This is a genomic window from Microbacterium koreense (genome assembly GCF_042677105.1).
In the GTDB taxonomy this organism is placed as follows: Bacteria; Actinomycetota; Actinomycetes; order Actinomycetales; family Microbacteriaceae; genus Microbacterium; species Microbacterium koreense.
Map to the genome: position 1 here is coordinate 575,764 of NZ_JBHTIM010000001.1, position 21,622 is coordinate 597,385.

The 21,622-nt window shown below is 67.0% G+C and carries 24 protein-coding genes and 1 tRNA gene; 11 read left to right on the plus strand and 14 right to left on the minus strand.

Annotation, left to right across the window (positions count from 1 at the left end):
• The first annotated feature begins 94 nt into the window (after positions 1-94).
• Positions 95-517, plus strand: coding sequence for an NUDIX hydrolase (locus ACFQZV_RS02625; RefSeq protein ID WP_378753001.1), 423 nt, complete (start codon positions 95-97; stop codon positions 515-517).
• A gap of 10 nt (positions 518-527) precedes the next feature.
• Here ACFQZV_RS02625 and ACFQZV_RS02630 read toward each other — a convergent pair whose 3' ends face one another.
• On the minus strand, positions 528-1,019 hold the full coding sequence (locus tag ACFQZV_RS02630; RefSeq protein ID WP_378753003.1) for an aminoacyl-tRNA deacylase: 492 nt from the start codon (positions 1,017-1,019) through the stop codon (positions 528-530).
• Positions 1,016-1,594: a DNA helicase gene (locus tag ACFQZV_RS02635; protein ID WP_378753005.1), complete on the minus strand. Its 579-nt coding sequence runs from the start codon at positions 1,592-1,594 to the stop codon at positions 1,016-1,018. Before ACFQZV_RS02635 ends, ACFQZV_RS02630 begins: the two co-directional genes overlap by 4 nt.
• Before the next feature lie 99 nt (positions 1,595-1,693).
• Here ACFQZV_RS02635 and ACFQZV_RS02640 point away from each other — a divergent pair, with 99 nt between their 5' ends.
• Together ACFQZV_RS02640 and ACFQZV_RS02645 are read left to right on the plus strand one after the other, a co-directional pair.
• Positions 1,694-2,251 carry a peptidylprolyl isomerase gene (locus tag ACFQZV_RS02640; protein ID WP_378753007.1) on the plus strand — a complete coding sequence of 186 codons (558 nt, stop codon included), beginning with the start codon at positions 1,694-1,696 and terminating at the stop codon, positions 2,249-2,251.
• Positions 2,252-2,267: 16 nt separating this feature from the next.
• Positions 2,268-3,146 (plus strand): rhomboid family intramembrane serine protease, encoded by an 879-nt coding sequence (locus ACFQZV_RS02645; protein WP_378753009.1) that lies wholly within the window; start codon positions 2,268-2,270, stop codon positions 3,144-3,146.
• 130 nt (positions 3,147-3,276) lie between these two features.
• Here the strand turns inward: ACFQZV_RS02645 and ACFQZV_RS02650 are convergent, their stop codons facing one another.
• Positions 3,277-3,516 (minus strand): cell division protein CrgA, encoded by a 240-nt coding sequence (locus tag ACFQZV_RS02650; protein ID WP_378753012.1) that lies wholly within the window; start codon positions 3,514-3,516, stop codon positions 3,277-3,279.
• Between the two features lie 53 nt (positions 3,517-3,569).
• Between ACFQZV_RS02650 and ACFQZV_RS02655 the strand changes: the two genes are divergently transcribed.
• From ACFQZV_RS02655 to ACFQZV_RS02665, 3 genes are read left to right on the plus strand one after another with little or no spacing between them, the layout of a single operon-like run.
• On the plus strand, positions 3,570-4,349 hold the full coding sequence (locus ACFQZV_RS02655; RefSeq protein WP_378753014.1) for a class E sortase: 780 nt from the start codon (positions 3,570-3,572) through the stop codon (positions 4,347-4,349).
• A complete protein-coding gene (locus ACFQZV_RS02660) occupies positions 4,349-4,504 on the plus strand; it encodes a hypothetical protein (protein WP_378753016.1) in 156 nt (51 codons plus the stop codon). The genes ACFQZV_RS02655 and ACFQZV_RS02660 overlap by 1 nt, the downstream gene beginning before the upstream one ends.
• The gene (locus ACFQZV_RS02665) at positions 4,501-5,148 is read left to right on the plus strand and encodes an anthranilate synthase component II (protein WP_378753018.1); all 648 of its coding nucleotides are present in this window, start codon (positions 4,501-4,503) and stop codon (positions 5,146-5,148) included. The genes ACFQZV_RS02660 and ACFQZV_RS02665 overlap by 4 nt, the downstream gene beginning before the upstream one ends.
• Here the strand turns inward: ACFQZV_RS02665 and pknB are convergent.
• From pknB to ACFQZV_RS02700, 7 genes are all read right to left on the minus strand, one after another.
• On the minus strand, positions 5,130-6,827 hold the full coding sequence (gene pknB / locus ACFQZV_RS02670; protein WP_378753020.1) for a Stk1 family PASTA domain-containing Ser/Thr kinase: 1,698 nt from the start codon (positions 6,825-6,827) through the stop codon (positions 5,130-5,132). The two genes, ACFQZV_RS02665 and pknB, sit on opposite strands and share 19 nt — an antisense overlap.
• 102 nt (positions 6,828-6,929) lie before the next feature.
• Complete coding sequence (locus ACFQZV_RS02675) at positions 6,930-8,669, minus strand: serine/threonine-protein kinase (RefSeq protein WP_378783243.1); 1,740 nt, start codon at positions 8,667-8,669, stop codon at positions 6,930-6,932.
• Positions 8,666-10,141, minus strand: a complete 1,476-nt coding sequence (locus ACFQZV_RS02680) for a peptidoglycan D,D-transpeptidase FtsI family protein (RefSeq protein ID WP_378752454.1) — start codon at positions 10,139-10,141, stop codon at positions 8,666-8,668. Before ACFQZV_RS02680 ends, ACFQZV_RS02675 begins: the two co-directional genes overlap by 4 nt.
• Positions 10,138-11,526 (minus strand): FtsW/RodA/SpoVE family cell cycle protein, encoded by a 1,389-nt coding sequence (locus ACFQZV_RS02685; RefSeq protein ID WP_378752456.1) that lies wholly within the window; start codon positions 11,524-11,526, stop codon positions 10,138-10,140. The genes ACFQZV_RS02680 and ACFQZV_RS02685 overlap by 4 nt, the downstream gene beginning before the upstream one ends.
• Entirely contained in the window at positions 11,523-12,758 is a 1,236-nt protein-coding gene (locus ACFQZV_RS02690) for a PP2C family protein-serine/threonine phosphatase (protein WP_378752458.1), read from the minus strand. Before ACFQZV_RS02690 ends, ACFQZV_RS02685 begins: the two co-directional genes overlap by 4 nt.
• 11 nt (positions 12,759-12,769) lie before the next feature.
• Positions 12,770-13,300: an FHA domain-containing protein FhaB/FipA gene (locus tag ACFQZV_RS02695; RefSeq protein ID WP_378752459.1), complete on the minus strand. Its 531-nt coding sequence runs from the start codon at positions 13,298-13,300 to the stop codon at positions 12,770-12,772.
• On the minus strand, positions 13,297-14,043 hold the full coding sequence (locus tag ACFQZV_RS02700; protein WP_378752461.1) for an FhaA domain-containing protein: 747 nt from the start codon (positions 14,041-14,043) through the stop codon (positions 13,297-13,299). Before ACFQZV_RS02700 ends, ACFQZV_RS02695 begins: the two co-directional genes overlap by 4 nt.
• A 191-nt stretch (positions 14,044-14,234) precedes the next feature.
• Here ACFQZV_RS02700 and ACFQZV_RS02705 point away from each other — a divergent pair.
• The 4 genes from ACFQZV_RS02705 (at position 14,235) to ACFQZV_RS02720 (ending at position 16,642) form a co-directional block, all read left to right on the plus strand.
• Positions 14,235-14,318, plus strand: a tRNA-Leu gene (locus ACFQZV_RS02705).
• 119 nt (positions 14,319-14,437) lie between these two features.
• The gene (locus tag ACFQZV_RS02710; RefSeq protein ID WP_378752463.1) at positions 14,438-14,977 is read left to right on the plus strand and encodes a hypothetical protein; all 540 of its coding nucleotides are present in this window, start codon (positions 14,438-14,440) and stop codon (positions 14,975-14,977) included.
• Positions 14,978-15,010: 33 nt separating this feature from the next.
• On the plus strand, positions 15,011-16,111 hold the full coding sequence (locus ACFQZV_RS02715) for a fatty acid desaturase family protein (protein ID WP_378752465.1): 1,101 nt from the start codon (positions 15,011-15,013) through the stop codon (positions 16,109-16,111).
• 105 nt (positions 16,112-16,216) lie between these two features.
• Positions 16,217-16,642: a hypothetical protein gene (locus ACFQZV_RS02720; RefSeq protein ID WP_378752467.1), complete on the plus strand. Its 426-nt coding sequence runs from the start codon at positions 16,217-16,219 to the stop codon at positions 16,640-16,642.
• Here the strand turns inward: ACFQZV_RS02720 and ACFQZV_RS02725 are convergent.
• Genes ACFQZV_RS02725 through ACFQZV_RS02735 form a run of 3 tightly spaced genes read right to left on the minus strand, consistent with a single transcriptional unit; the run spans position 16,626 to position 18,983 of the window.
• Positions 16,626-17,819 carry a glycosyltransferase gene (locus ACFQZV_RS02725; protein ID WP_378752469.1) on the minus strand — a complete coding sequence of 398 codons (1,194 nt, stop codon included), beginning with the start codon at positions 17,817-17,819 and terminating at the stop codon, positions 16,626-16,628. The genes ACFQZV_RS02720 and ACFQZV_RS02725 overlap by 17 nt on opposite strands.
• Positions 17,820-17,826: 7 nt before the next feature.
• Positions 17,827-18,318 (minus strand): GNAT family N-acetyltransferase, encoded by a 492-nt coding sequence (locus tag ACFQZV_RS02730; RefSeq protein ID WP_378752471.1) that lies wholly within the window; start codon positions 18,316-18,318, stop codon positions 17,827-17,829.
• A 26-nt stretch (positions 18,319-18,344) separates the two neighbouring features.
• Positions 18,345-18,983: a GntR family transcriptional regulator gene (locus ACFQZV_RS02735; RefSeq protein WP_378752473.1), complete on the minus strand. Its 639-nt coding sequence runs from the start codon at positions 18,981-18,983 to the stop codon at positions 18,345-18,347.
• A 320-nt stretch (positions 18,984-19,303) separates the two neighbouring features.
• On the opposite strand from ACFQZV_RS02735, the gene ACFQZV_RS02740 reads away from it, so the two are divergent.
• Complete coding sequence (locus ACFQZV_RS02740; RefSeq protein WP_344093262.1) at positions 19,304-19,510, plus strand: cold-shock protein; 207 nt, start codon at positions 19,304-19,306, stop codon at positions 19,508-19,510.
• A gap of 39 nt (positions 19,511-19,549) precedes the next feature.
• On the opposite strand, the gene ACFQZV_RS02745 is transcribed toward ACFQZV_RS02740, so the two are convergent.
• The gene (locus ACFQZV_RS02745) at positions 19,550-21,619 is read right to left on the minus strand and encodes a bifunctional lysylphosphatidylglycerol flippase/synthetase MprF (RefSeq protein ID WP_378752475.1); all 2,070 of its coding nucleotides are present in this window, start codon (positions 21,617-21,619) and stop codon (positions 19,550-19,552) included.
• Positions 21,620-21,622: the final 3 nt, after the last annotated feature.

The following is a 21,622-nucleotide window of genomic DNA, read 5'->3' on the forward strand; positions in this document are numbered from 1 at the left end:
CGCTCGCGACTGCTCGACCGAGTGACGACCTCCGGACGCCGCGTGGCCATCTGAGAACCACCGACCGACAGCGACGCCCGCGTTAGGGTGGGGCATGGACATGAGGGTCGCCGCCTACGCGATCGTGATCGACGACGACGAGCGGATGCTGCTCGCGCATTGGACAGAGGGGCGTCGCCCCGCATGGACACTCCCCGGCGGAGGACTTGAGGCGGGCGAAGATCCCGAGGATGCGGCACGCCGCGAGGTGCGGGAAGAGACCGGTTACCGGGTCGCGCTCGACGGGTTGCTCGGCATCCATTCCCGTGTCATCCCTGCGGGCCGCCGACTCGTGAAGACGGACGAACCACTCCACACCCTGCGCATCATCTATCGCGCGCATATCACCGGGGGAAAGCTCCGCAACGAAGTCGGTGGCTCGACCGATCGCGCGCAGTGGTTCCCGCTGGGCACGGTCGCCGACCTCAATCGCGTGCGCCTGGTCGACATCGGCCTCGAAATGGCCGGTCGCCACTGACCGGATGCTGCTAGCCGGCCTCGTTCGAGATATCGGCGACCGTTGCACCGTAGGCGGCGATGAGGGCGTCCGCGTCGACGAACAGGCTGTAGCCGTGGGCGCCCGCGCCCATGGCGATGCGTCCGCCGACGATGCGTACATCGGCGTAGAGCGGAAGGTCACCGGTCGCGCCGATCGGAACGATCGTCCCGCGCTCGTAACCGGTCGCGGCCAGGGCAAGCTCGGGTTCGGGAAGACGCAGCTTGTTCACGCCGACGAGGGCGCGTAGCTTCGGCCACGAGATTGCGCGGTCGCCGGGAACGAGTGCCAAAAGGTACTCACGTCCCTGTGCATCGGGGGTCGATCGCTTCACGACCAGCGTCTTCACGATGTCCGCCGGCGCGATGCCGAGCAATGCAGCCGCCTCCGGCAAACTGTGCGCCGCAGGTCGTTCACGGATCTCGATGCTGAGCCCGCGTTCTTCCGCCGCGCGGGTCACCCGCGCGGTCGGGTGCGATGTCACGCGTCGGGTGCGCGAAGCGGGTCGTCGGCGACCCAGAGCTCGTCGTCGGCTCGCAACGTCTGCCACGCGGCGTAGAGCACACCGATCGCCGCGGCGGCGCCGAGGATGATCGCGATGACGCCACCGGCACCCATGCCCTTCTTCTGCGGCTCGGGCATCGCCTTGGAGAAGCGACGTGCGACCTCCTGCGAGTACTTGTCCGCCTTCTTGGCGTACTTTCCGGCGTCAGGGAGCGAGAGCCCACGACCCGATGCGAAGCGCGCGCGCTGCTCGTTCGCGGCATCCCACGCCGACAGCGCCGAGCCAACGACGGCGCCGGCAGCGGGCACGATGTTGCGCTCCAGCACGTTCTTCGAGGCCTGCATGCCGCGATCGACGTAGGGAGCGGCGTACTTCTCATACGACGCCTGAACCTGAGGGGCGACCTGCTCGCGGCCGAAGTTGCCGAGCTGTCGGCTGGCTTCACGCGCGACGTTCGCGGCTTCGCCGACGAGTACCTGCTGCGACTCCCACAGCGAATTGGCCTGCGTCTGGAGCTTGCGAAGTTCCTTCTTGCGCTTTCGGCTGAGGCTCACGGGGCTCTCCCTCTCGACGGGGTCGGTGGTTTCTCCATCTTGCCAGACGCCGCGGACGTGGAAGGGAGGGTTGCTGAGAACTCTGCGAGAATGTAGAGCATGCCTCAGCACACCGCCGTCGCCACGATCCACACGAACCACGGCGATATCGTCGTCAACCTGTTCGGAGACCACGCCCCCCGCACCGTCAAGAACTTCATCGGCTTGTCCGATGGAACCGGCGAATGGACCGACCCCGCCACAGGCAAGCCCGGTGAAGGCGCGCTCTATACGAACGTCATCTTCCACCGCATCATCCCCGGCTTCATGATCCAGGGCGGCGACCCGCTCGGTCAGGGCGTGGGCGGTCCCGGTTATACGTTCAACGACGAGATCAGCCCCGAGCTCGACTTCACCGCCCCGTACAAGCTCGCCATGGCCAACGCCGGTCTGCGCCGCAACGCGATCACCGGTCAGCCCGAGGGCACCAACGGCTCGCAGTTCTTCATCACGACAGACCCGACTCCGTGGCTGCAGGGCAAGCACACGATTTTCGGCGAGGTCGTCGAGGCGGACTCGCGCGCCGTCGTCGACGCGATCGCCGCCGTTCCGACGGCAGCGGGCGACCGTCCGATCGAGCCCGTCGTCATCGAGTCGATCGACATCGCCCAGGCGTGATCGTTCTCGTACACGAGTGACCTCGACGGACTTCGCGAACAATCGCGACAACTTCTGCTACCGACATCCGGATCGGCAGAGCTTCGTGCTCTGTCAACGGTGCTTGCGCACGATCTGCGTCGAATGCCAGACCCCGGCAGCCGTCGGTGTCGTGTGCCCCGAGTGCATGAAGGAACAGCAGTCGTCTCGCTCGTCCGCGCAGCGGAAGGCCGAACGTCGGTGGGCGAGTCGGCGACCCGTCGTGGTCGCCGACTCGCGTCCGCTCGCCACCTACGCGATCATCGGCATCACCGCGATCGCGTACATCATCACGCTCATCCCGGGCCTTGGCCGCACGATCGAGGCGAGCCTGATGTTCTGGGCGCCCGCGCTCTACCCGAACCTGACGGGAACGTTCGAGCCCTGGCGGCTGTTCACCGCGGCGCTCGTGCATGGAAGCTTCTGGCATCTCGGGCTCAACATGCTCGCACTGTGGTTGATCGGGCGAAGTCTCGAACCGCTCCTCGGGCGTGGTCGCTTCATCACGCTCTACCTCCTGAGCACGCTCGGCGGGTCCGTGGCGGTCACCCTGCTGTCGTTCACGACCCCGGTGGTCGGAGCATCCGGCGCCATATTCGGACTCTTCGGTGCGCTGATCGTCATCGGTCGTCACCTCGGGGCCAACATCGCCGGAATCGCGGTGATCCTCGCCATCAACCTCGCCATCGGGTTCGTCCCCGGATTCAACATCTCGTGGCAGGCGCATGTCGGCGGGTTGATCGTCGGCCTGCTCGTGGGTTTCATCTTCACCCGCACACGCGCGCCGGGTCAGAAGAAGCTGCAGATCCTGCTGCTCGTGCTGACGGGCGTCGCGCTCGTGGCGCTTCTGCTCATCCCCATCGGCCTCTACGGCTGAAAGTTATCCACAGGTTCATCCACACATGGGGATGAATCACACGCGTGTAATTCTTGTCGCGAGACCCCCGAACGAACGAAACGCCGAGGCTCTCGCCCCGGCGTTTGTATCGACGTCAATCCGCGATGGACTACCGCCAGCGTGTGGTCATGAGGAACCCGATGAAGGCGATACCGAAGCCCACAGCCAGGTTCCAGGCCCCGATACCGGGGATCGGCAGCTGGTTGCTTCCGCTCAGATAGAACACGAGCACCCAGACGAGTCCGACGAGCATGAGGCCGATCATGATCGGCTTGAACCACACCGGGTTCGGCGCATCGCCCTCAGGCTGCTCGACCAGCGCGTCGTCTTCCTTGCCACCTCGTGCCATGCGAGAAGTCTAACTGCCAGCCCGAGCACAGACACTCCCCCTAGAATTCTCGCGTGGCGCAGACGACGACGGCGGATGCGGGGGGCACGTCTCCTCGCGGTGTCCGGCGACGTCAGCGGCGCCGCGCATCCGTCGCAGGAGTCATCGGCGAGCTGCTCGTCACCGCCGGGGTCATCACGCTTCTCTATGTCGTGTGGCAACTGTGGGTCGGCGACATGATCTATGGCGCGCAGCGCAACGCCACAGGCAACGAGTTGACCCACTCATGGGCACAGGAGTACGAGCCTCCCATCGAGCGTCCCGAGGGTGAGCCTGCTCCCGACGTCGTGGATCCGGTGATCCTTCCCGAACCGGCGGATGCCGAGGTGTTCGGAGTCATGCGCATCCCGCGCTTCGGCGAGGACTATGCCGTCGAGGTGGCGGGTGGAGTGACGCGGGCGAACACACTCGATCCGATCGGCATCGGACACTACCCCGGAAGCGCGATGCCCGGCGAGATAGGCAACTTCGCCGTCGCCGCGCACCGCACCACGTGGGGAAAGCCGTTCAACCGCATCGCGGAGCTGCAGATCGGCGACCCCATCGTGGTCGAGACGCCCGACGGGTGGTACACCTACCGCTTCCGCACCCTCGAGTACGTCACCCCCGACCAGGTGGACGTCCTTCTGCCCGTCCCTCAGCGAGAGGGCGTCGAAGCGACCTCGCAGTACATCACGCTCACCAGCTGCAGCCCGATGTACTCGCTCGCCGAGCGGATCGTCGCATACGGCGTCTTCGATTCATTCACGCCACGCGAAGCGGGGCTCCCCGACAGTCTGAGCGAGGTGGCCTGATGTATGCCGCGCTGTGGCACATCCTCCCGGGACCGTGGTGGGTGCGCGTCCTGATCCTCCTGGTGCTCGTCGCCGCCGTCCTTTACGGGCTCATGTTCTACGTCTTTCCGTGGATCAGCGAGTTCGTCAACCCGCAAGACGCGACGGTCGAGTGACCCGCGGCATCCTGGTCGTCGACAACCACGACAGTTTCGTCCACACGCTCGTCGGCTATCTCGGCGAGCTCGGCGCGCGCACCGACCTCGTCGAGGCCGATGCCCTCGGTGACCCCGAAGAGGCGATCGCCGGCTATGCCGGGGTGATGATTTCGCCCGGGCCTGGGGCACCCGCCGACGCCGGCGCCTCGATCGACGTCGTCCGCGCCGCGGCCGCGTGCCGCGTGCCGTTGCTCGGCGTGTGTCTCGGGCACCAAGCGCTCGCCGAAGCGTTCGGGGCGACGGTCGGCCATGCGCCCGAGCTCATGCACGGCATGACCTCGCAGGTTTTCCACGACGGCAGCGCGCTCTACGCCGGCCTGCCCGATCCGTTCGTCGCGACGCGCTACCACTCTCTTGCGGTCGAGGACCGGTCCTTGCCCGACGAGCTCGTCGTCACGGCCCGTACCGAATCCGGTGTCGTGATGGGTCTCCGTCACCGCACGTTGCCGCTGGTGGGCGTTCAGTTCCATCCCGAAAGTGTGCTCACTGAGGGCGGATATCGGATGCTCGGCAACTGGCTCGCCCCTCTGGGATGGCCGGATGCGGCGACCCGGGGCGCGTCACTGCACCCGCACCGCACGGGTCACGAACCGGAGCAGTAACTCAGCTCGATCGCGGAGTGCACGGGCACATCTCCCGGCGGGAGCGACTGTGCCCGCACCGTCGGCGGTGCATCGCCCACACAGGTCGGGTCTTCCTTCGTCGTGACCGTCAGGCCGACGTCTTCGAGCTCACGCGTCGCGCCCTCGACGGTGTACCCGGTCACGTCCTGGATCGTCACGAGTCCCGATGCGACGATGAGGTTCACCGCCGTTCCGGTGGGAATCTCACGGCCGGATGTCTGGTCGGCCGAGATCACGATGCCCGCCGAGAGGCTGGCGTCGTTGCGCTGGGTGACGGTGCCGAGCGTCAGTCCGGCGTCTTCGAGCGCTGTGGTGGCGGCATCTTGGCCCAGACCTTCGAGCACCGGGACGGTCGACATCTCCTGCCCTGTCGAGACATAGACGCGGATCTCTTGCTCGGGGGTGACGGACTCGCCGGAGCTCGGGTCGGTGCGGATGACATTTCCGGGTGCGACGTCGCCGTCGGGTTCGTCGATGCGGATGGCGATGAGGTCTTCTTCGCCGAGGGCCTGCGCGGCGCGTTCATAGGTCATTCCCGACACATCGGGAACGATGCGGGCGATCGAAGGCACCTCGCTCTCACCCGGACGGATCGTGAGCACCCAGAACAGCACGGCGATCAGCAGCACGGCGATCAGCGCGACACCCGCCCAGATCCACGCCACCGGCGGGCCGGCCTGCGTGCGCTTCATCGTCGTGTCGGTGCTCAGCTGGCGCAGCGACCGCGCCGTCTCGGCCGCCTGCCGGGGGTTCGGGCCGTACAGCTCACTCGTCAGCGCCCCCATCTGTCGTTTCGAGGGGTCCTTGCCGTCGATGGTGGCGTCGAGCGCATCGCGGAAGCCCGCGGCATCCTGATATCGCTGGAAGGGATCCTTCGCCAAGGCGCGCAGAGCGACGGCATCGAGCGCACGGGGAACCGATTCGTTGATCTCGGACGGCGCAACCGGCGCCTCGCTGACGTGTTGGTAGGCGACCGCCACCGGCGTCTCACCACGGAATGGCGTGCGCCCAGCGAGCAACTCGTACAGCACGACGCCTGCCGAGTACAGGTCGGCGCGGGCATCGACCGGCTCACCCTTCGCCTGCTCGGGCGAGAAGTACGCCGCGGTCCCGAGGATGGCCGTCGTCTCGGCGACCGTCGACGAACTGTCGGACACCGCACGGGCGATGCCGAAGTCCATGACCTTGATCTGCCCGGCCTCGGTCACCATGACGTTGCCCGGCTTGATGTCGCGGTGCACGACACCGGCGCGGTGCGAGTACTCGAGTGCTTCGAGGATGCCGTCGACGTAGCGAACCGCGTCGTCGACCGGAACCGGGCCGTCGGCGATGATGTCCTTCAACAGCGAACCCTCGACGAGTTCCATCACGATGAAGGGAACCGGACGGACCGAACCGTCGGGCTGTGTCTCGGAGTCTTCGCCCGCGTCGAACACGCGGACGATCGCCGGGTGCGCCATGCGCGAGGCCGCCTGGGCCTCGAGGCGGAAGCGCGTGCGGAACGCGTTGTCCCCGGCGAGGTCACGATCGAGCACCTTGATGGCGACGTCGCGCCCGAGCGTCATGTCGTAGCCGCGGTACACCACCGCCATGCCGCCACGCCCGATCGTCTCGTCGACGCGGTAGCGCCCCGAAAGGATGCGTGGTTCAGCAGACACTTCACTCCCCGAAAGTGGACTCAGCCCAGACTAGCCGAGCGCCGCGTCGTCGCGTCGTCGCGTCACCCTTCTCGTCACCCGATACCGGGTGGCGTCGACGGGTCAGCCCCCGTCACCCTCTTCGGTCGGTTCGGGCTCCGGCGCCGCCACGATCGGGGCGTTGGCCTCGACGGAGGCGCCCGACACCCGCTCGCCGGCGGTTCCGCCTGTGCAGGTGACGGTGTAGGTGACCAGAAGGTTCTGCCCCGCCGAGCCCGTGACCTGCAGGTCGGCGCTGCGTGCATCCGCTCCGAACCACGCCGAGGACTGTCCGTTGGCCGGGAAGACCCCCTGGGTCGCCGTGAGCTGGTAGCCACTGACGCTGCCGGTGCCCGAGGGGCAGCCGTAGGCCGACCACTGCACCTGCACCGTCGAACCGGCCTCGACATCGCCCGGGAGCGTCGGCTTGCCGGGCTGCGGCATCGCGACCTGGCTGCCGTACACCGTCAATTCCACGATCGTGGCCAGCGGAACGTTGCCGGTCGGGTTGACGCGGTAGACAAGACCCTCGCTGTCGGCATCGGGCGCGACGTCGCCGGTCACACAGTTGGCGCCCATGCCCAGTTCGTCGAGGACGGCGGATGCGGCCGAGCAGTCGAGTCCCTCGAGGTCGCTCGCCACGACATTCGCCGTCGTCGGCGTGGGGCTCGGGCTCGACTCGGTCGGACTCGGCGTTCGTGTGCTCGAGGATGACGTCGGGTCGGGCCCGGGACCCTGGTTGGCGATGAGGGCCCACACTGTTCCGCCCAGCACCAGCAGAAGCAGGATGATGAGCGCGATGAGTGGCCACGTCCACGGGCTGCGCTTTTTCTTGACCGGTTCTTCTTCGGCTCCGTCGCCGTCGACGACCGCCGCGCCGGCGGCTGCCGGCATGAGCTGCGTCGTTGCCGACGTGTCCGATCCGGGCGTGAGCAGCTGGGTCGCGCCATCGGCTGCGGCCATGCCGGCGGCCACTGCGGCGACGGCCGCGGATGCCGCTGCCACGTCGCCGCGACGCAGCGCGGTGGCAGCGCGTGCGACGGCGGCCGCCGATGCGGGCCGGTCCTCGGGCTTTTTGGCGATCATCGCCATGACGAGGTTCTGCACCGGAACCGGCACGGTGGCCGGCAGCGGCGGAGGCTGCTCGTTGATCTGCGCCATCGCGATCGCCACTTGCGACTCGCCCGTGAAGGGGCGCTTGCCGGCGAGGCTTTCGAATGCGACGATTCCGAGCGAATAGGTGTCGGTCGCCGGCGACGCCGGGTGCCCCGAGGCCTGCTCGGGCGACAGGTATTGCACGGTGCCCATGACCTGACCGGTCGCGGTCAGCGGCACCTGGTCCGCGATGCGCGCGATGCCGAAGTCGGTGATCTTCACGCGCCCGTCGGGCGTGATCAGGAGGTTTCCGGGCTTGATGTCGCGGTGCACGAGACCGGCGGCGTGGGCGGCCTGGAGGGCCGCCGAGGTCTGTGCGACGACGTCGAGGGTCTTGTCGGTAGAGAGGGAGCCGTCGCGTTCGAGGATCGTCGACAGCGCCTCGCCGGGCACGAGCTCCATGACGAGGAACGCGCTTCCGTTCTCCTCGCCGTAGTCGAAGACACTCGCGATGCCCTCGTGGTTCACGAGCGCGGCGTGTCGGGCTTCGGCGCGGAAACGCTCGAGGAAGCCCGGGTCGCCCATGTACTCGTCTTTGAGGATCTTGATCGCGACCGTCCGTCCGATGACGTGGTCCGTTGCCTCCCAGACCTCGCCCATGCCGCCGATCGCGATCCGCGAATCCAGCTCGTAACGGCCGCCGAAGGTCACACCCTGCGTCGGTCTCATCGTCCCAGCACCGCCTCCATGACCTGCTTCGCGATTGGGGCTGCGATGGTTCCACCGCTGCCCGATTGCCCTTGTCCGCCCCCGTCTTCGACGACGACCGCCACCGCCACCTGCGGGTCGTCAGCGGGAGCGAAACCCGTGAACCACAAGGTATACGGTCGTGTCGGGCCGTTCTCGGCGGTGCCGGTCTTTCCTGCGACCTCGACGCCGTCTATTCTTGCACCGCTCGCGACACCGGAACTGACATTGGCCACCATCATCGCCGCCATCTCCTCGGCGAGGTCCTCTTCGAGCGCCCGCCCGAACTCGGAATCCTCGTAGGTCTGCTGCACGGCGAGGTCGGGACCGATGACCCGATCCACCATTCGGGGGTTCATCACCACGCCGCCGTTGGCGATGCCCGCCGACACCATCGCCATCTGCAGGGGTGTCGCGGTGACGCGTCCCTGTCCGAACCCGGTGAGCGCCGTCTGGGCGTCATCGAGCGCGGCGGGGTCTTCGGCGTTGGGCGGATAGCTGGAGGGCGTCGAGATCAACGGCATCTCGAACGACGTGTTGAACCCGTAGCGCTCCGCCTCTGCGCGGATGACCTCATCGCCGAGTTCGACCGCGAGCTCGGCGAACGGGATGTTGCAGCTCAGGCGCAACGCATCCGCGATGGTGACGGTATCGCCCGAGCCGCAGGTGCCGCCCGATGCGTTGCGCACCACGCTGCTGGATTGCGGCAGGGTGTAGCTCGCGGGATTCGGCAGGGTCGATTCGGGCGTGTACTCACCGGTGGACAGCGCAGCCGAGGCGACGACGAGCTTGAAGGTCGACCCCGGCGGGTTGAGATCGCCGGCGATCGCGCGATCCGAGAGGGGCTGAGCCGGGTCGGCGACGAGGTCGTCGTAGACCTCGTTGACCTCGGTCGTGTTGTGAGACGCCAGCAGGTTGGTGTCGAAGCTCGGGCTCGTCACCAGTGCGAGGATGCGGCCGGTCGACGGCTCGATCGCGATCACGGCACCCTGCAGGTCTCCGAGTGCGTCGTACGCGGCGCGCTGCACGTCGGTGTCGAGGGACAGGACGACGTTCGACCCGCGCGGCGGCTGACCCGACAGGATCCGTTCGATGCGCCCGAGGAACTGCGACCCCGCGGTTCCGCTGAGATCCTGGTTCATCGCCGCTTCGAGGCCGGTGCGCGCCCCCAAGACCGGGTTGATGTAGCCGGTCACCGGTGCCCACATGTCTGCGTCGACGTAGACGCGCTGCCATGTGTAGACATCATTCGACGGGACGGATGAAGCGATCGCCGAACCGCTCGCGATGATCGACCCGCGCTGCACCTCGTAGGAGTCGTAGAGCGCGCGACGGTTCTCGGGATTCTGCGCGAGTGTGTCTGCCTGGACCGCCTGGATCCAGGTGGTCGACCCGAAGAGGGCGAGGAACATCAGGAGCATCAGGATGCTCAGGCGACGCAGTTCTTTGGTCATCCGATCACCACCCGGGGACGAGAGCGCACGGCATCCGAAATCCGCAACAGCAACGCCACGATGATCCAGTTCGAGATCAGAGACGAACCACCGGCCGCGAGGAACGGGGTCGTCAGGCCGGTCAGCGGAATGAGCCGGGTGACGCCACCGACCATGATGAACACCTGCAGGGCGATCGTGAACGACAGGCCCGTCGCGAGCAGCTTGCCGAAGTCGTCCTGTCCCGCCAGGCCGATGCGGATGCCGCGACTGGTGAACACCATGTACAGGCACAGGATCGCGAACACACCGACCAGGCCGAGCTCCTCACCGAGGCTCGGGAAGATGTAGTCGCTCTCGGCGACCGGTGTCATCCACGGGCGGCCCTGACCGAGGCCGGTGCCGACGAGCCCGCCCTGCCCGAGTCCGAACAGTCCGGTGACGAGTTGGTAACTGGAGTTGTCGACGAGGTCGGGGTTGAACGGGTCGAGCCAGTTCTGGAACCGCGCACCGACGTACGGGAGCACCCGCGATGCGAGGAACGCACCGCCCGCGGCGAGGACCACACCGATGAACACCCAGCTCGTCTTGCCCGTGGCGACATAGAGCATCGCGACGAACATGCCGAAGATGAGCAAGCCCGTTCCCAGGTCACGTTGCAGCACGATGATGCCGAGCGAGATGAGCCAGATCACCAACAGGGGACCGAGTTCGCGCGCTCGCGGCCACGTCAGCCCGAGGAACTTCGTGCCCACCGAACTCAGGCTTTCGCGGGTGCGCACGAGGTAGCCGGCGAAGAAGACCGCGAGGGTGAGCTTGGCGATCTCGCCCGGCTGGAAGGTGAAGAAGCCCAGGTCGACCCACACGTCGGCGTTGCCGCCCCCGCTGAGCCCCGGGATGACCGGCAGGATCAGCAGCAGGATGCTCACGAGTCCGAAGAGGTAGGTGTAGCGGAAGAGCACGCGGTAATTGCGCAGGGCGAGCACCACGATGATCGCGAGGATGATCGCGATCGCCGCCCACGCGAGCTGTCGGGTCGAGAAGGCATCCCACCCGCCACGGGTCCAGTGCAGGTCGAGGCGGTAGATCATCGCCAGTCCCAACCCGGTCAGAAGGGTCGCGATCGGCAGCACGAACGGGTCGGCGTCGCGGGCGACGAGGCGCAGCACGATGTGCAGGGCGAGCGCGAGGGCTGCCAGTCCCCCGCAATACACGAGGAACGTCCACTCGATGGCGCCTTCGGCGCCCAACTGCACCAGCGCGACGGCGGCACCGTTGATCACGAAGGCGAACAGGAGCAGCCAGAGTTCACGGTTTCGGTGGGTCTGCGGCATCCGGATGCTGCGCAGCGCCCGCACCACAGCGGTATCTGTCGAGACGGCCGAGGTGTCGGTCGAGGAGCTCATCGGTTCACCTCCGTTCCGGCAATGGTGTCGACGATGCGACGCGCGTCGTCGAGCGTGCCGGCGTAGATCGTCTGCTCGATGCGTTCGCGGGTGAAGTCCGACAGTGAGCTGAGTCGGATGTCGGTGTCTTCGTACACCGACGACAGCGAGATCGGCCCGATGTCTTGCTGGATCCCTCGGTAGATGACGACGGTGTTCTCGTCGGCGCCGACGAAGAAGAGCGTCTGGGTCCACTGATATGCCGCGAAGATCCCCCCCGCGAGCAGACCCAGCACGAGGACGAGTCCGGCGATCCACCCGATGCGTCGATTTCTCGCGCGGCGCCGGTCTTCTTCGATGAGTTCTTCGAGGTACTCCGCCGCGGGCTCGAAGTGGCTCGGCTCGTTCGCCGCCTGACGATTCGGGTGCAGCCAGCTCGTGCGACCGGGGCGGGCCGCCGGTACATCGACCCCGTCGGGGTTCGACGCCGAGCCGACGACTGTCGGCGTGCCCGAGAAGACGGGGTGGTGTCCGCCGACGTCGACGATCACGACGGTGACGTTGTCGGGCGCTCCCCCGTCGAGCGCCTGCTTGAGCAACTGGTCGGCCGTCCGGCCGGGCGCGAGTCCTTGCGCAAGGGTCTTCGACGTGTGCGGGTCGTCGACGACGCCCGAGAGCCCGTCCGAACACAGCAACCACCGGTCGCCGGGCTGTGTCGGCATGATGAACGTGTCGAGATCGGGCTCGTCGTCCATGTCGCCGAGTACCCGCATGAGTACGGACCGACGGGGGTGGTAGCGCGCCTCTTCGGGGGTGATGCGCCCGGAGTCGACGAGCTTCTGCACGAACGTGTGGTCTGTGGTGATCTGGGTGAGGGCCCCGTCGCGGAAGAGATAGATGCGCGAATCGCCGATGTGGGCGATGACGGCGTACTCGTCGACCATCATGAGCGCGCTGACGGTCGTGCCCATCCCGGCGAGCTCGGGTTTGATCTTGACGGTGTCGCTCAGCTCGGCCGCGGCGTCGGTGATCGCCTCTGTCAGCGCCTTCTCGGCCTCGGGCGGCGACGTGAAGGGGTGGTCGATGCTCTCCAGACGGTGGACCGCAAGGCTCGAGGCGACGTCTCCCCCGGCGTGACCGCCCATGCCGTCGGCGACGACGAACAGGTTCGACCCGGCATAGCCCGAATCCTGGTTGTTGGATCGGACCTTGCCGGTATGCGAGATCGCGGCGCTGGAGCCCTGGAACACCATGTGGGGTGGGGTTACTTCCGCAACTCGAAGGTCGTGGCGCCGACCTTGATCGGGGCGCCGAGGTTCACCGCGACCGGTGTCGTCACCCGGGCGCCGTCGTGCCACGTGCCGTTCGTCGAATCGAGGTCCTGCAGCATCCACTGGTCACCCCAAAGGATGAGACGCGCATGATGACTCGACGTGTAGTCGTCACGCACGACGAGACCCGATTCGCTGGATCGCCCGATCGTGAGGGGTTCGGTGCCGAGGGGAAGCTCCAGGCCCGCCTTGGGACCGCTGGTGATCACGATCCGTGTGGCGGTCGCGGTGGTCGCCGGCCCGCCCGGCTCGGATGCGGCGGGGGTCGGTGCGGGAGCGACCGGAGCCGTCGCCCGCGGCGCGGCCGGCGGGGTCGACGGGGTGCCACCGGCGGGAGTCTCGGGCATCCGTCGCACCTTCACGCCGAACAGGTCGGCGCGCAGCGAATAGACGACGGCGAACACGAAGAACCACAGCATCAGCAAGAAGCCGATGCGCAGCAGAAGCAGAGTCAGTTCGCTCACGGCAGCGGTCCTTGCTCACGCACGTCGAAGGCGCGCGTGACATCGGTCGGGCGCGGCGCACGGGGCGCTGCGGGGGCGGAGGCCTGCGGAACCACGCGGAAGACGATATCGGTGCGACCGATCGTGACGGTCGAGTCGGGGGCGAGTGCCGCTTCGGCGACCTTGCGGCCGTTCAACGAGGTGCCGTTGGTCGAGTTCATGTCGCGCACCATCGCGCGCTCGCCGTCCCACAGGATCTCGACGTGCTTGCGGCTGGTTCCGGCATCCGAGATGGTGATGTCCGCGTCGCTTCCGCGACCGATCACCGTGCGTGACTTCACGAGCGGATGCCGCTTGCCCTCGACGTCGACGACGCCGCGCCACGATACCTTTCCCTGCGCCGAGGATGCGTCGACCCAGAGTGTTCCCGTCGCTTGGTTCTCGTCGCGCGCGAACGTGATCGACACGGGCCCGGCGAAGGAGTAGCCCTGTTTCTTGGCGTGCTTCTGCACCAGAGTGTGCAGCTCTTCACCGAGGGCGTCACCGAGCGCCGACATCTTGTCGTCATCGGCCGGCGAAAGGTGCACGACGAAAGTGTTCGGAGCCAGGATGCGATCGCGGCTGACCACGGCGGCGTTCTTGTCGAGCTCGCTGCGGAGGGCGGAGGCGATCTCGACAGGCTGGATGCCGCTGCGGAAGGTCTTCGCGAAGGCGCTGTTGACGGCGCGCTCGAGACCCTTCTCGAAGCTGTCAAGTAGTCCCACGGAGATCCTCTGGGCAGGCGGACACGGTGGCTACATGTTAGTTGCCCTGGCTGGAGGTTCCGAGTCCCGTGTGACAAACCATGTTCGGTCAGGGCGCGACGCCCCCGCCGAGGGTGGGCAAGACGGCTTTCAGGAGGGGCCGCCGGCCGTGATACTCTCGGGAGGTTGACCCGGCTTTTCCGCAGGGTCATGCGCGAGTGGCGGAATAGGTAGACGCGCTGGCTTCAGGTGCCAGTGCCCGCAAGGGCGTGGGGGTTCAAGTCCCCCCTCGCGCACAGAAGAGAATCGGCCCCTGACCTGGTGTTCACCAGGCAGGGGTCTTTCGTTCTCCCCTGGTTCCACGACCGCGCGCCCAACCTGTGAGGCGTACAGGTTGGGCGCGTAACGTCATGTTATGGAGACACAGACACGAACGAGCGGTTCAGATACCGCGGCGCTGGGCCTGGGATCGGTGCTGGTGGGTTCGTTGCCTGCCGCGCTGATGACCGCTGAGGCCCCGGATCGATACACGGTGGAGGCGGTATTCACGCGCCGCCCCGAACGCGACGAGATCATCGGGATCTTGGAGCGCGAGACGCGGGATCGTCTCGCGCAGGCCGGATACCCGGCCGTCGACCTGACGATCTCGGACCGTCGTCTGGAGATCGCCAACACCAATCTCGAGGAATTGCGTGACGGTCTGGGCACCGTGATCGCCGACCGCCTCGCGGAGATCAGCGCGGGCGTCCGCAGCAAGCGGGATGCCGCGGCAATCCGCTACCAGGAAGCAGCCGCCGGCGAGCAGGCCAGGGCGACCTCGGTGGTCGCGCTCGCCGAATCGGTGTCTTTCCGAACTTCCGCGCGGCGAGGCCCGGGGTGGGATCAGCGATCCACAACCGCAGAGGATCGCGCCCAGGTCGACGATTGGACCGACGAGGGCGGTCACGGGCGCTGATCACGTCCGCGACCACGGGATGCGGAGCGCATCATGAACGGGATCCGTTCGACCACACCGCGTGCGGCGGATCGGCCGGGCCGCCGCAACGTGAGTGAGTTCACAGCGCTGGCGAAGGCGATTCGTGATCAGGGGCTGCTGCGTCGTCGGTACGGGTACTACTGGTCGAAGCTGATCGGCCTGCCGATCGTGCTTGCGAGCGGCCTCCTTGCGTTCGTGTGGATCGGCGATACGTGGTGGCAACTGTTCACTGCGGCGTTCCTCGCGGTCGTGTTCACGCAGATCGCCTTCCTCGGTCACGACTCTGCTCATCGGCAGATTTTCGCCTCCGGCAAGTGGAACGACTGGGTGAGTCTCGTTCTGGGCGACTTGCTGGTGGGGATGAGCTATGGCTGGTGGCAGCATAAGCACACCCGCCACCATGCGAATCCGAACAAGCTGGGGTCAGATCCGGATATCGAACTGCCCGTGATCGTCGTCGCTCCGGGACGTGCCGTGCCGAGAGGGCGAGTCCTGTCCTGGTTGCGCTCGCACCAGGGGCTCTTCTTCTTCCCGATCCTGCTGCTGGAGGGTGTATCGCTCCACGCCTCCGGGGTGCGCCGCGTGGTCGCGCGCGGCCCACTGAGTCGGCGCGGCTTCGAGATCGGATTCCTCCTGGTCCGTCTGGTCGGATTCCCGCTCCTCGTTTTCCTGGTGCTGTCGCCGGGAATCGCCTTCGTGTTCCTCGCTGTCCAGCTCGGGCTCTTCGGGTTCTACATGGGAGTGTCGTTCGCACCGAACCACAAGGGGATGCCGATCGTGCCGCGCGATGCGAGCTTCGACTTTCTGCGCCGCCAGACGATGATGAGTCGGAACATCCGTGGGGGGCGTTTGCTCGACACGGCCATGGGCGGGCTGAACTATCAGATCGAGCACCACCTGTTCCCCTCGATGCCGCGCCCCCACCTGCGCAAAGCCGCGCCGATCGTGGCGGCGTACTGCCGGAGCCACGATGTGCCGTACGTGCAGACCGGACTGCTGGCGTCGTACGCGATCATCGTGCGGTACATCAACCGTGTGGGGCTCGGTGAGAGGGATGTCTTCACCTGTCCCCTCGTCGAGCAACGTCGCTACATCAGCGCGTCTGCGCTATGAGAACGCCGACCCGGAGCCGGTCGGAGCATTCACAGCCTGGGGTGAAAGAGTAAGAGGGTGCTCCGCCTCGGTGATGGCATGCCGATTCGAGGAGGGAAGTTGCTTATGCCCGCATGGTGGGAACAGCTCTTGCACATCACAACCGGCCATGTGCGCCGGCACGACGATCTCCCCGATCTCCGACAGCTGCCGACGCGTCCCGTCGCGCTGGAACGCACGCACTATGTCGTGAACGATCGCGAGCGCGACAGTCAAGCGCCGCGCACGTACGTCCTTCGCACAGAGCGCCGTACGCGCAGATCTCGGACCGGCATCGCGGTCACGTCGAACGGCCGCGGCGTCGGGCACTTGCCCGGCGACATCGCCGACGCGATGTGGCCGCTGCTCGACCGGCTCGGCGGAGCGGCGGTGGTCAACGGCACCGGACCGAAAAAGGGGAGCATTCGACTTCGAATCGACCTGCCGTTGCCCGAATCGATCAGCACCTTCATCCGAACGCTCGAAGCGCCTTCGGTCAAGCCAGGCCCGTGAGGGTCGCAAGCGCGGTCGCGGTACCGTTCTCGGATGCCATGGCCCGTGCGACGTTCTCGACCCGGGCGGTGTAGGCCTGGGCGGCGCGCAGCTCCCGTTCGACGTTGTCGGCGGTGAGACGATGGCGGTGCAGAGGCTTACCCGCGAGGCGGCGGCGGTGCAGATGCGCGGCCCAGAACGGCTGGTCGGCGAGGAACGGGACGACCACCGACGGAACGCCCGCGCGGGTGACGGCGTGCGTTGTTCCGGCTCCGCCGTGGTGCATCGCGACGACGGCGCGCGGCAGGACCGCGGAGTGCGGCACGCCCCGCCGCACCAGGACGTCGTCGCCGAGCATCGCGGGTGAAGGCGTGAGGCCGCCCCACCCTGTCGCGATCATGACCCGCAATCCGGCGCGGCGGGCGCCGGCGATGATCGCGTCGGCGCGGGCGACAGCATCGCCACCGGTCATCGATCCGAAGCCGACGTAGGCGAGGGGGGCCTGGGCGGCCACGAAGGTTGCGAGATCATCGTCGAGGGTGGCGGCGACATCCGTGCCCTTCCAGTCGCCGGTGACCACGGTGGTGTCCGGCCAGTCGACGGGCGGTGAGAGAAGGGCCGGACTGATCGCGGCGAGGGTGCGCGACGGCGCCCGCTCACGCCCGCGCGTCGCGAGTCCGAGTCGCTCGCGCGCCGAGCGCACGTCGGAGGCGAACATGGCGCCGGCCGAATGCACGACTCGATAGGTCAGACGGTTTCCGACCGCGCCGAGGGAACGCACCGCGATCCCTGCGGCGGGAAACTCCCGCGTCGGGGTGAGCGTGGGCGTCAACTCGACCTGCACGTACGGGATGTCGAGCTTCTCGGCCACCGCCGGCACGGTCAACACCTTCGGGTGGGCGACGATGACGTCTGGCTCCCAGTCCAAGGCCACGTCGACGGTCGTCGCGAGCGCACGCGCCATCGCGGGCCGGATGCGCTCGCGGAACACCCGCAGCGCCGATCCGTCGCTCACCTGCACCGAGAGCTCTGCCAGATCGATGCCCAGGCTGACGGAGTCGAGGCCCGCGGCATCCGTGTCGGCATCGTCCGGACGCGCCACCCGCACATCGTGGCCGGCGACGCGCGCTGTGCGCGCCAGGTTCAGGAACGGCTCGACGTCTCCTCGACTGCCGAGGGTGGTGAAGAGGAGGCGCATGTCGTGCCTACACTCCGTCCAGGCTCGGCACGAGCGTGTAGACGATCTCTTCGACCTCGCGCCTCAGACCCGGGGCGAAATCGCTGTTGCGAGAAACCTCGGTGAATCCGTTCTTCTCGAGAACCGCGATGGAGGCGACGTTGTGCGCGGCCACGCGCGCGAAGAGGGGACGTTCCGCTTCCCGCGAGACCAGGATGCGAAGAGCCCCGCTCGCGACTCCCCGCCCCCACGCGTTACGGGCGATCCAATAACTGACCTCGCGATCTCCGTTCACCGTGAACACCGCGATGCTCCCCGCGAATCCACCGTCTTCGGTGACGACGTCATAGATCACGTCGTCGCTTGTGCGCTGCCGTCCGATCCAGGCGTCGAAAGCGTCGCGGTCGTCCGGATTCTCGGCGGTGAACGCGGCCAAGGCGATTGCTTCGCGATCGCGCATCATGTCGAAGATCGCGTCGATGTCGTCGTCGTCGACATCGCGTAGCTCGATGTGGCCCACGTCTTCACCGTACCGACGGCGACGGGTCAGGAGAAGCCGTGGAGCTCGCGGGTCAGTGTCTCGGCGCGTTCGGCCTCACGGCCGAGCATCGCCTCGCGCAGCTTCTCGTATCGTGACGAGCGCTCGATAGGGCACGCGATGGAGGGCTGCCAGTCGATCAGATTGCGACGAATCGCCACCTCTGAGTCACGGAGGACGCGCAAGAAGACGCTGTTGCCCGTCGACACGGCGATGTGGCGGAAGAATTCCGCACTGGCTTGCATGACGGCGGCACGGTCGTCGGCACGAGAGGCGTCTATCACCTCGTCGAGCAGTGCACCCGCTTTCTGCAGGGTGTCGTCGTCGCCCCGTTCGACGACGAGCCGAAGGCAGGTGGCCAGGGTGTAGGCGAGGAACTCTTCGGTGTCGCCGACCAGGTTGTCATCGGGAATCGAAACGCGCGTGTAGCGATTGGGTGACACCTCGACCAGTCCCGTCCGCTCGAGACGCTGGAGCGCTTCTCTCACAGGGGTACGGGAGACGCCGAGTGATTCCGCGAGATCCACGTCTCGCAGGCGCTCGCCGGGGGCGAACGTGCCGTCGAGGATCGCCTGACTCAGCGTCGAGTACACCTCGTCGCCGAGGCCGATTCCGCGCGGGGTCAGGGGGCTGAGGGGGGTCGCCATGAGGACACCCAGTGTAGAGCGGACGGATGCCGGTGCCCAGTGGGGTGTGGACAACTCGTCGGCCCATGATTCTGCGTGCGCTCCCCCCTCGCCCCGCGACTGATATATCGGTAGAGTGACTGTGCTCCGCTTCGGCGGGGCGTATCCGGGGGGATCCGTCGACGCCCGGGCTTGGAGCTCAGCTCGGCCCGGGCGTGGATGGCGTGCGTCTGCAACATTTGTGTCACCATCTTTCCTTTGACTCTGCGCATGTCGGTGAGTGCGGTTACCGTGAGAATCGACTCGCGCAGGTGGCGCGGGCACGCACGGAATGGCAATTCATGAGCACGCAGGGCACCGTCAAGTGGTTCAACTCGGAGAAGGGCTTCGGCTTCATCGCTCCCGATGAAGGCGGCGCTGACGTCTTCGCCCACTACACCGCTATCCAGGCCGGGGGATACCGCTCCCTGGAAGAGAATCAGCGCGTCGAGTTCGAGATCGCGCAGGGCCCCAAGGGCCTCCAGGCGGAGAACATCCGCCCGCTGTGACATTCGGGTGTGGCGCGGGAGAACCCGCGCCACACCTCGTCAGTCCTTCTCCCCCCGGACCAGTTCCAAGCCAGCGCCGGCGAACTGGCGCAGTGTCGCGTCCGGAAGGAACGCACGCGTCAGGGCCGCACCGATGCGGGTCAGGTCGCTTTCGTCCCGGAAGAGCAGGTACATGGTCTCGTACCGCGGGTGGAACTTCTCCTTGAAGCGGTGCAGCGAACGGAACCCGTAGACGGGTTCGAGCATCTCCGCGAGACGATCCGACAACGCGGCAATCGCGCCCGCGTCCGGTGGATAGTCGTGCGCGAGCGGCGCGCCCGAGAGCGACATGATCTGGGCGCCCTCCTCGGAGAAGAGCTTGGCCGACGACCCGATGAGGAACTCCATCACGGGTCCGAAGCCGCCGTCGCGCCGTCGCATGAGGTCGAGCGTCCATCCGTGGACGCTGCCGTCGCTTCCGTACACCGGCAGCCACGACAGGAAGCCGTCGACGTTGCCCTCGGGTGAGATCGCGAGCGCGACCCTCACCTCCGGGTCCTCCGCTTCGGTGAGAGTGCCGAGCGTGAAGCCCATCTCGGGCAGTCCCTTGTCGCCGACCCACATTTCCGAGATCCCGCGCAGCTGCTGCTGAATGCCCCACGGTTCGTCTTTGAGTCGCGTCATCCGAAACTGCATCTCTTCGCGGCCGGCACGATTGAGCGACCCGCGCACGGCAGCCCATGCCTTGCCCGTGAACGCGAGGCCGGGAAGGTCGACGATCGTGTCATCGGCGACGATCAGACTCCGCCATCCGTCGGGCACGGCAAGCTTGGTCTCCTCCGACGAGCTGAAGAAGCAGGGGATGAGCCCCGCGGCCTCGGCGTCCGCAATGAACTCCCGCACACTCTCAGGGCGCGTCTCGGCGGGACCGAGCGGATCGGCGAGAGCGAGGGCGACTCCGGCGCGACGCTGGTAGGTGACGATTCCCGCCGCCGTGCGGGCGTAGGAGTTGCCGTCCCACGTCGTCATCCACGAGAGCGTTCCGCCGCCGTCGGATCGCAGCATCGTCTTGACTTCGTCGATCGTCGGTGCCGGGGGTGTTCCGATGGTCGACTTGCGGTGCGAACGGAAGGCCCTGCGCACCCGGATCAGGAAGATCAGCGTCAGAAGCCAGAGGAACCCGCTCGCGAGTGCGAGTTCGGTCTCTCCATCGATGATGCTTTCGACATGCGCTTGCGTCGTGACGATGATCGCCACCAGCACGAGGAGCCCCACGAGGATGTTGAACGTCGCAAGGATGACGCTGAGGACCCATGCCCAGCGCCGACCGAGACGGAGGAAGTTCGCGATCACGAGGATCACGAGGGTGTCGATCGCGACGTCGATGAACCCACCCGAGGCCGGTTGGGTACCCCCGAACGGCCCGTCGGTCGGTACGAACAGCGTGATGATCTGGATGATGCCGAGCACGATGATCGCGACGAAGGCGACGAGGCGTTGCTCCCGGACGGTCTGACGCTGCAGGCGCAGTGACCGGTCGACGGCAAGGACGAGCACGACCGCGAGGGCGTGTTCCAGGTCGGGCAGGTCGCCCCAGAAGAGCATCGCGATGAAGACGAACGAGATCAGCACCAGCCAGCCGCGCACACGCCACGGCGGGACGAACAACCCGATCGCGGCGGCGATGCACGCCATCGTGCCGCCGGACGCACCGACATCCAATGCAGCCGCTTCCGTCTGGGCCCATTCCCAGGGCGCCAGTGAGAGGAACGACAGCAGGAGGGCCGACGCGAAGACCGCGAACAGCTGGCCGACCGTGAAGTACAGCAACGCGACCAGCGAGCCGCGCTTGAATTCCAGATACGCCATGCCCCAGAACCCGCCGATGGTGAAGAGGTAGACCCATGGCTGGTTGACGAAGAACGTGCCGGTGATCGCGGTCCACCAACGGCCTTCGCTGAACGCGGGAAGACCGTACGCGACGACGTCGAACATCGGGGTGTCCTCGAAGGTGCTCCACAGACCACCCCAGGCGACACCCACGACGAGGAGCACCCCGATGAGCGAGAGGGTCGCGGGCATTCGGCGGACGACGCCGAGGAAGGTGGGGGACGCGGGGGGCGAAGTCATCCC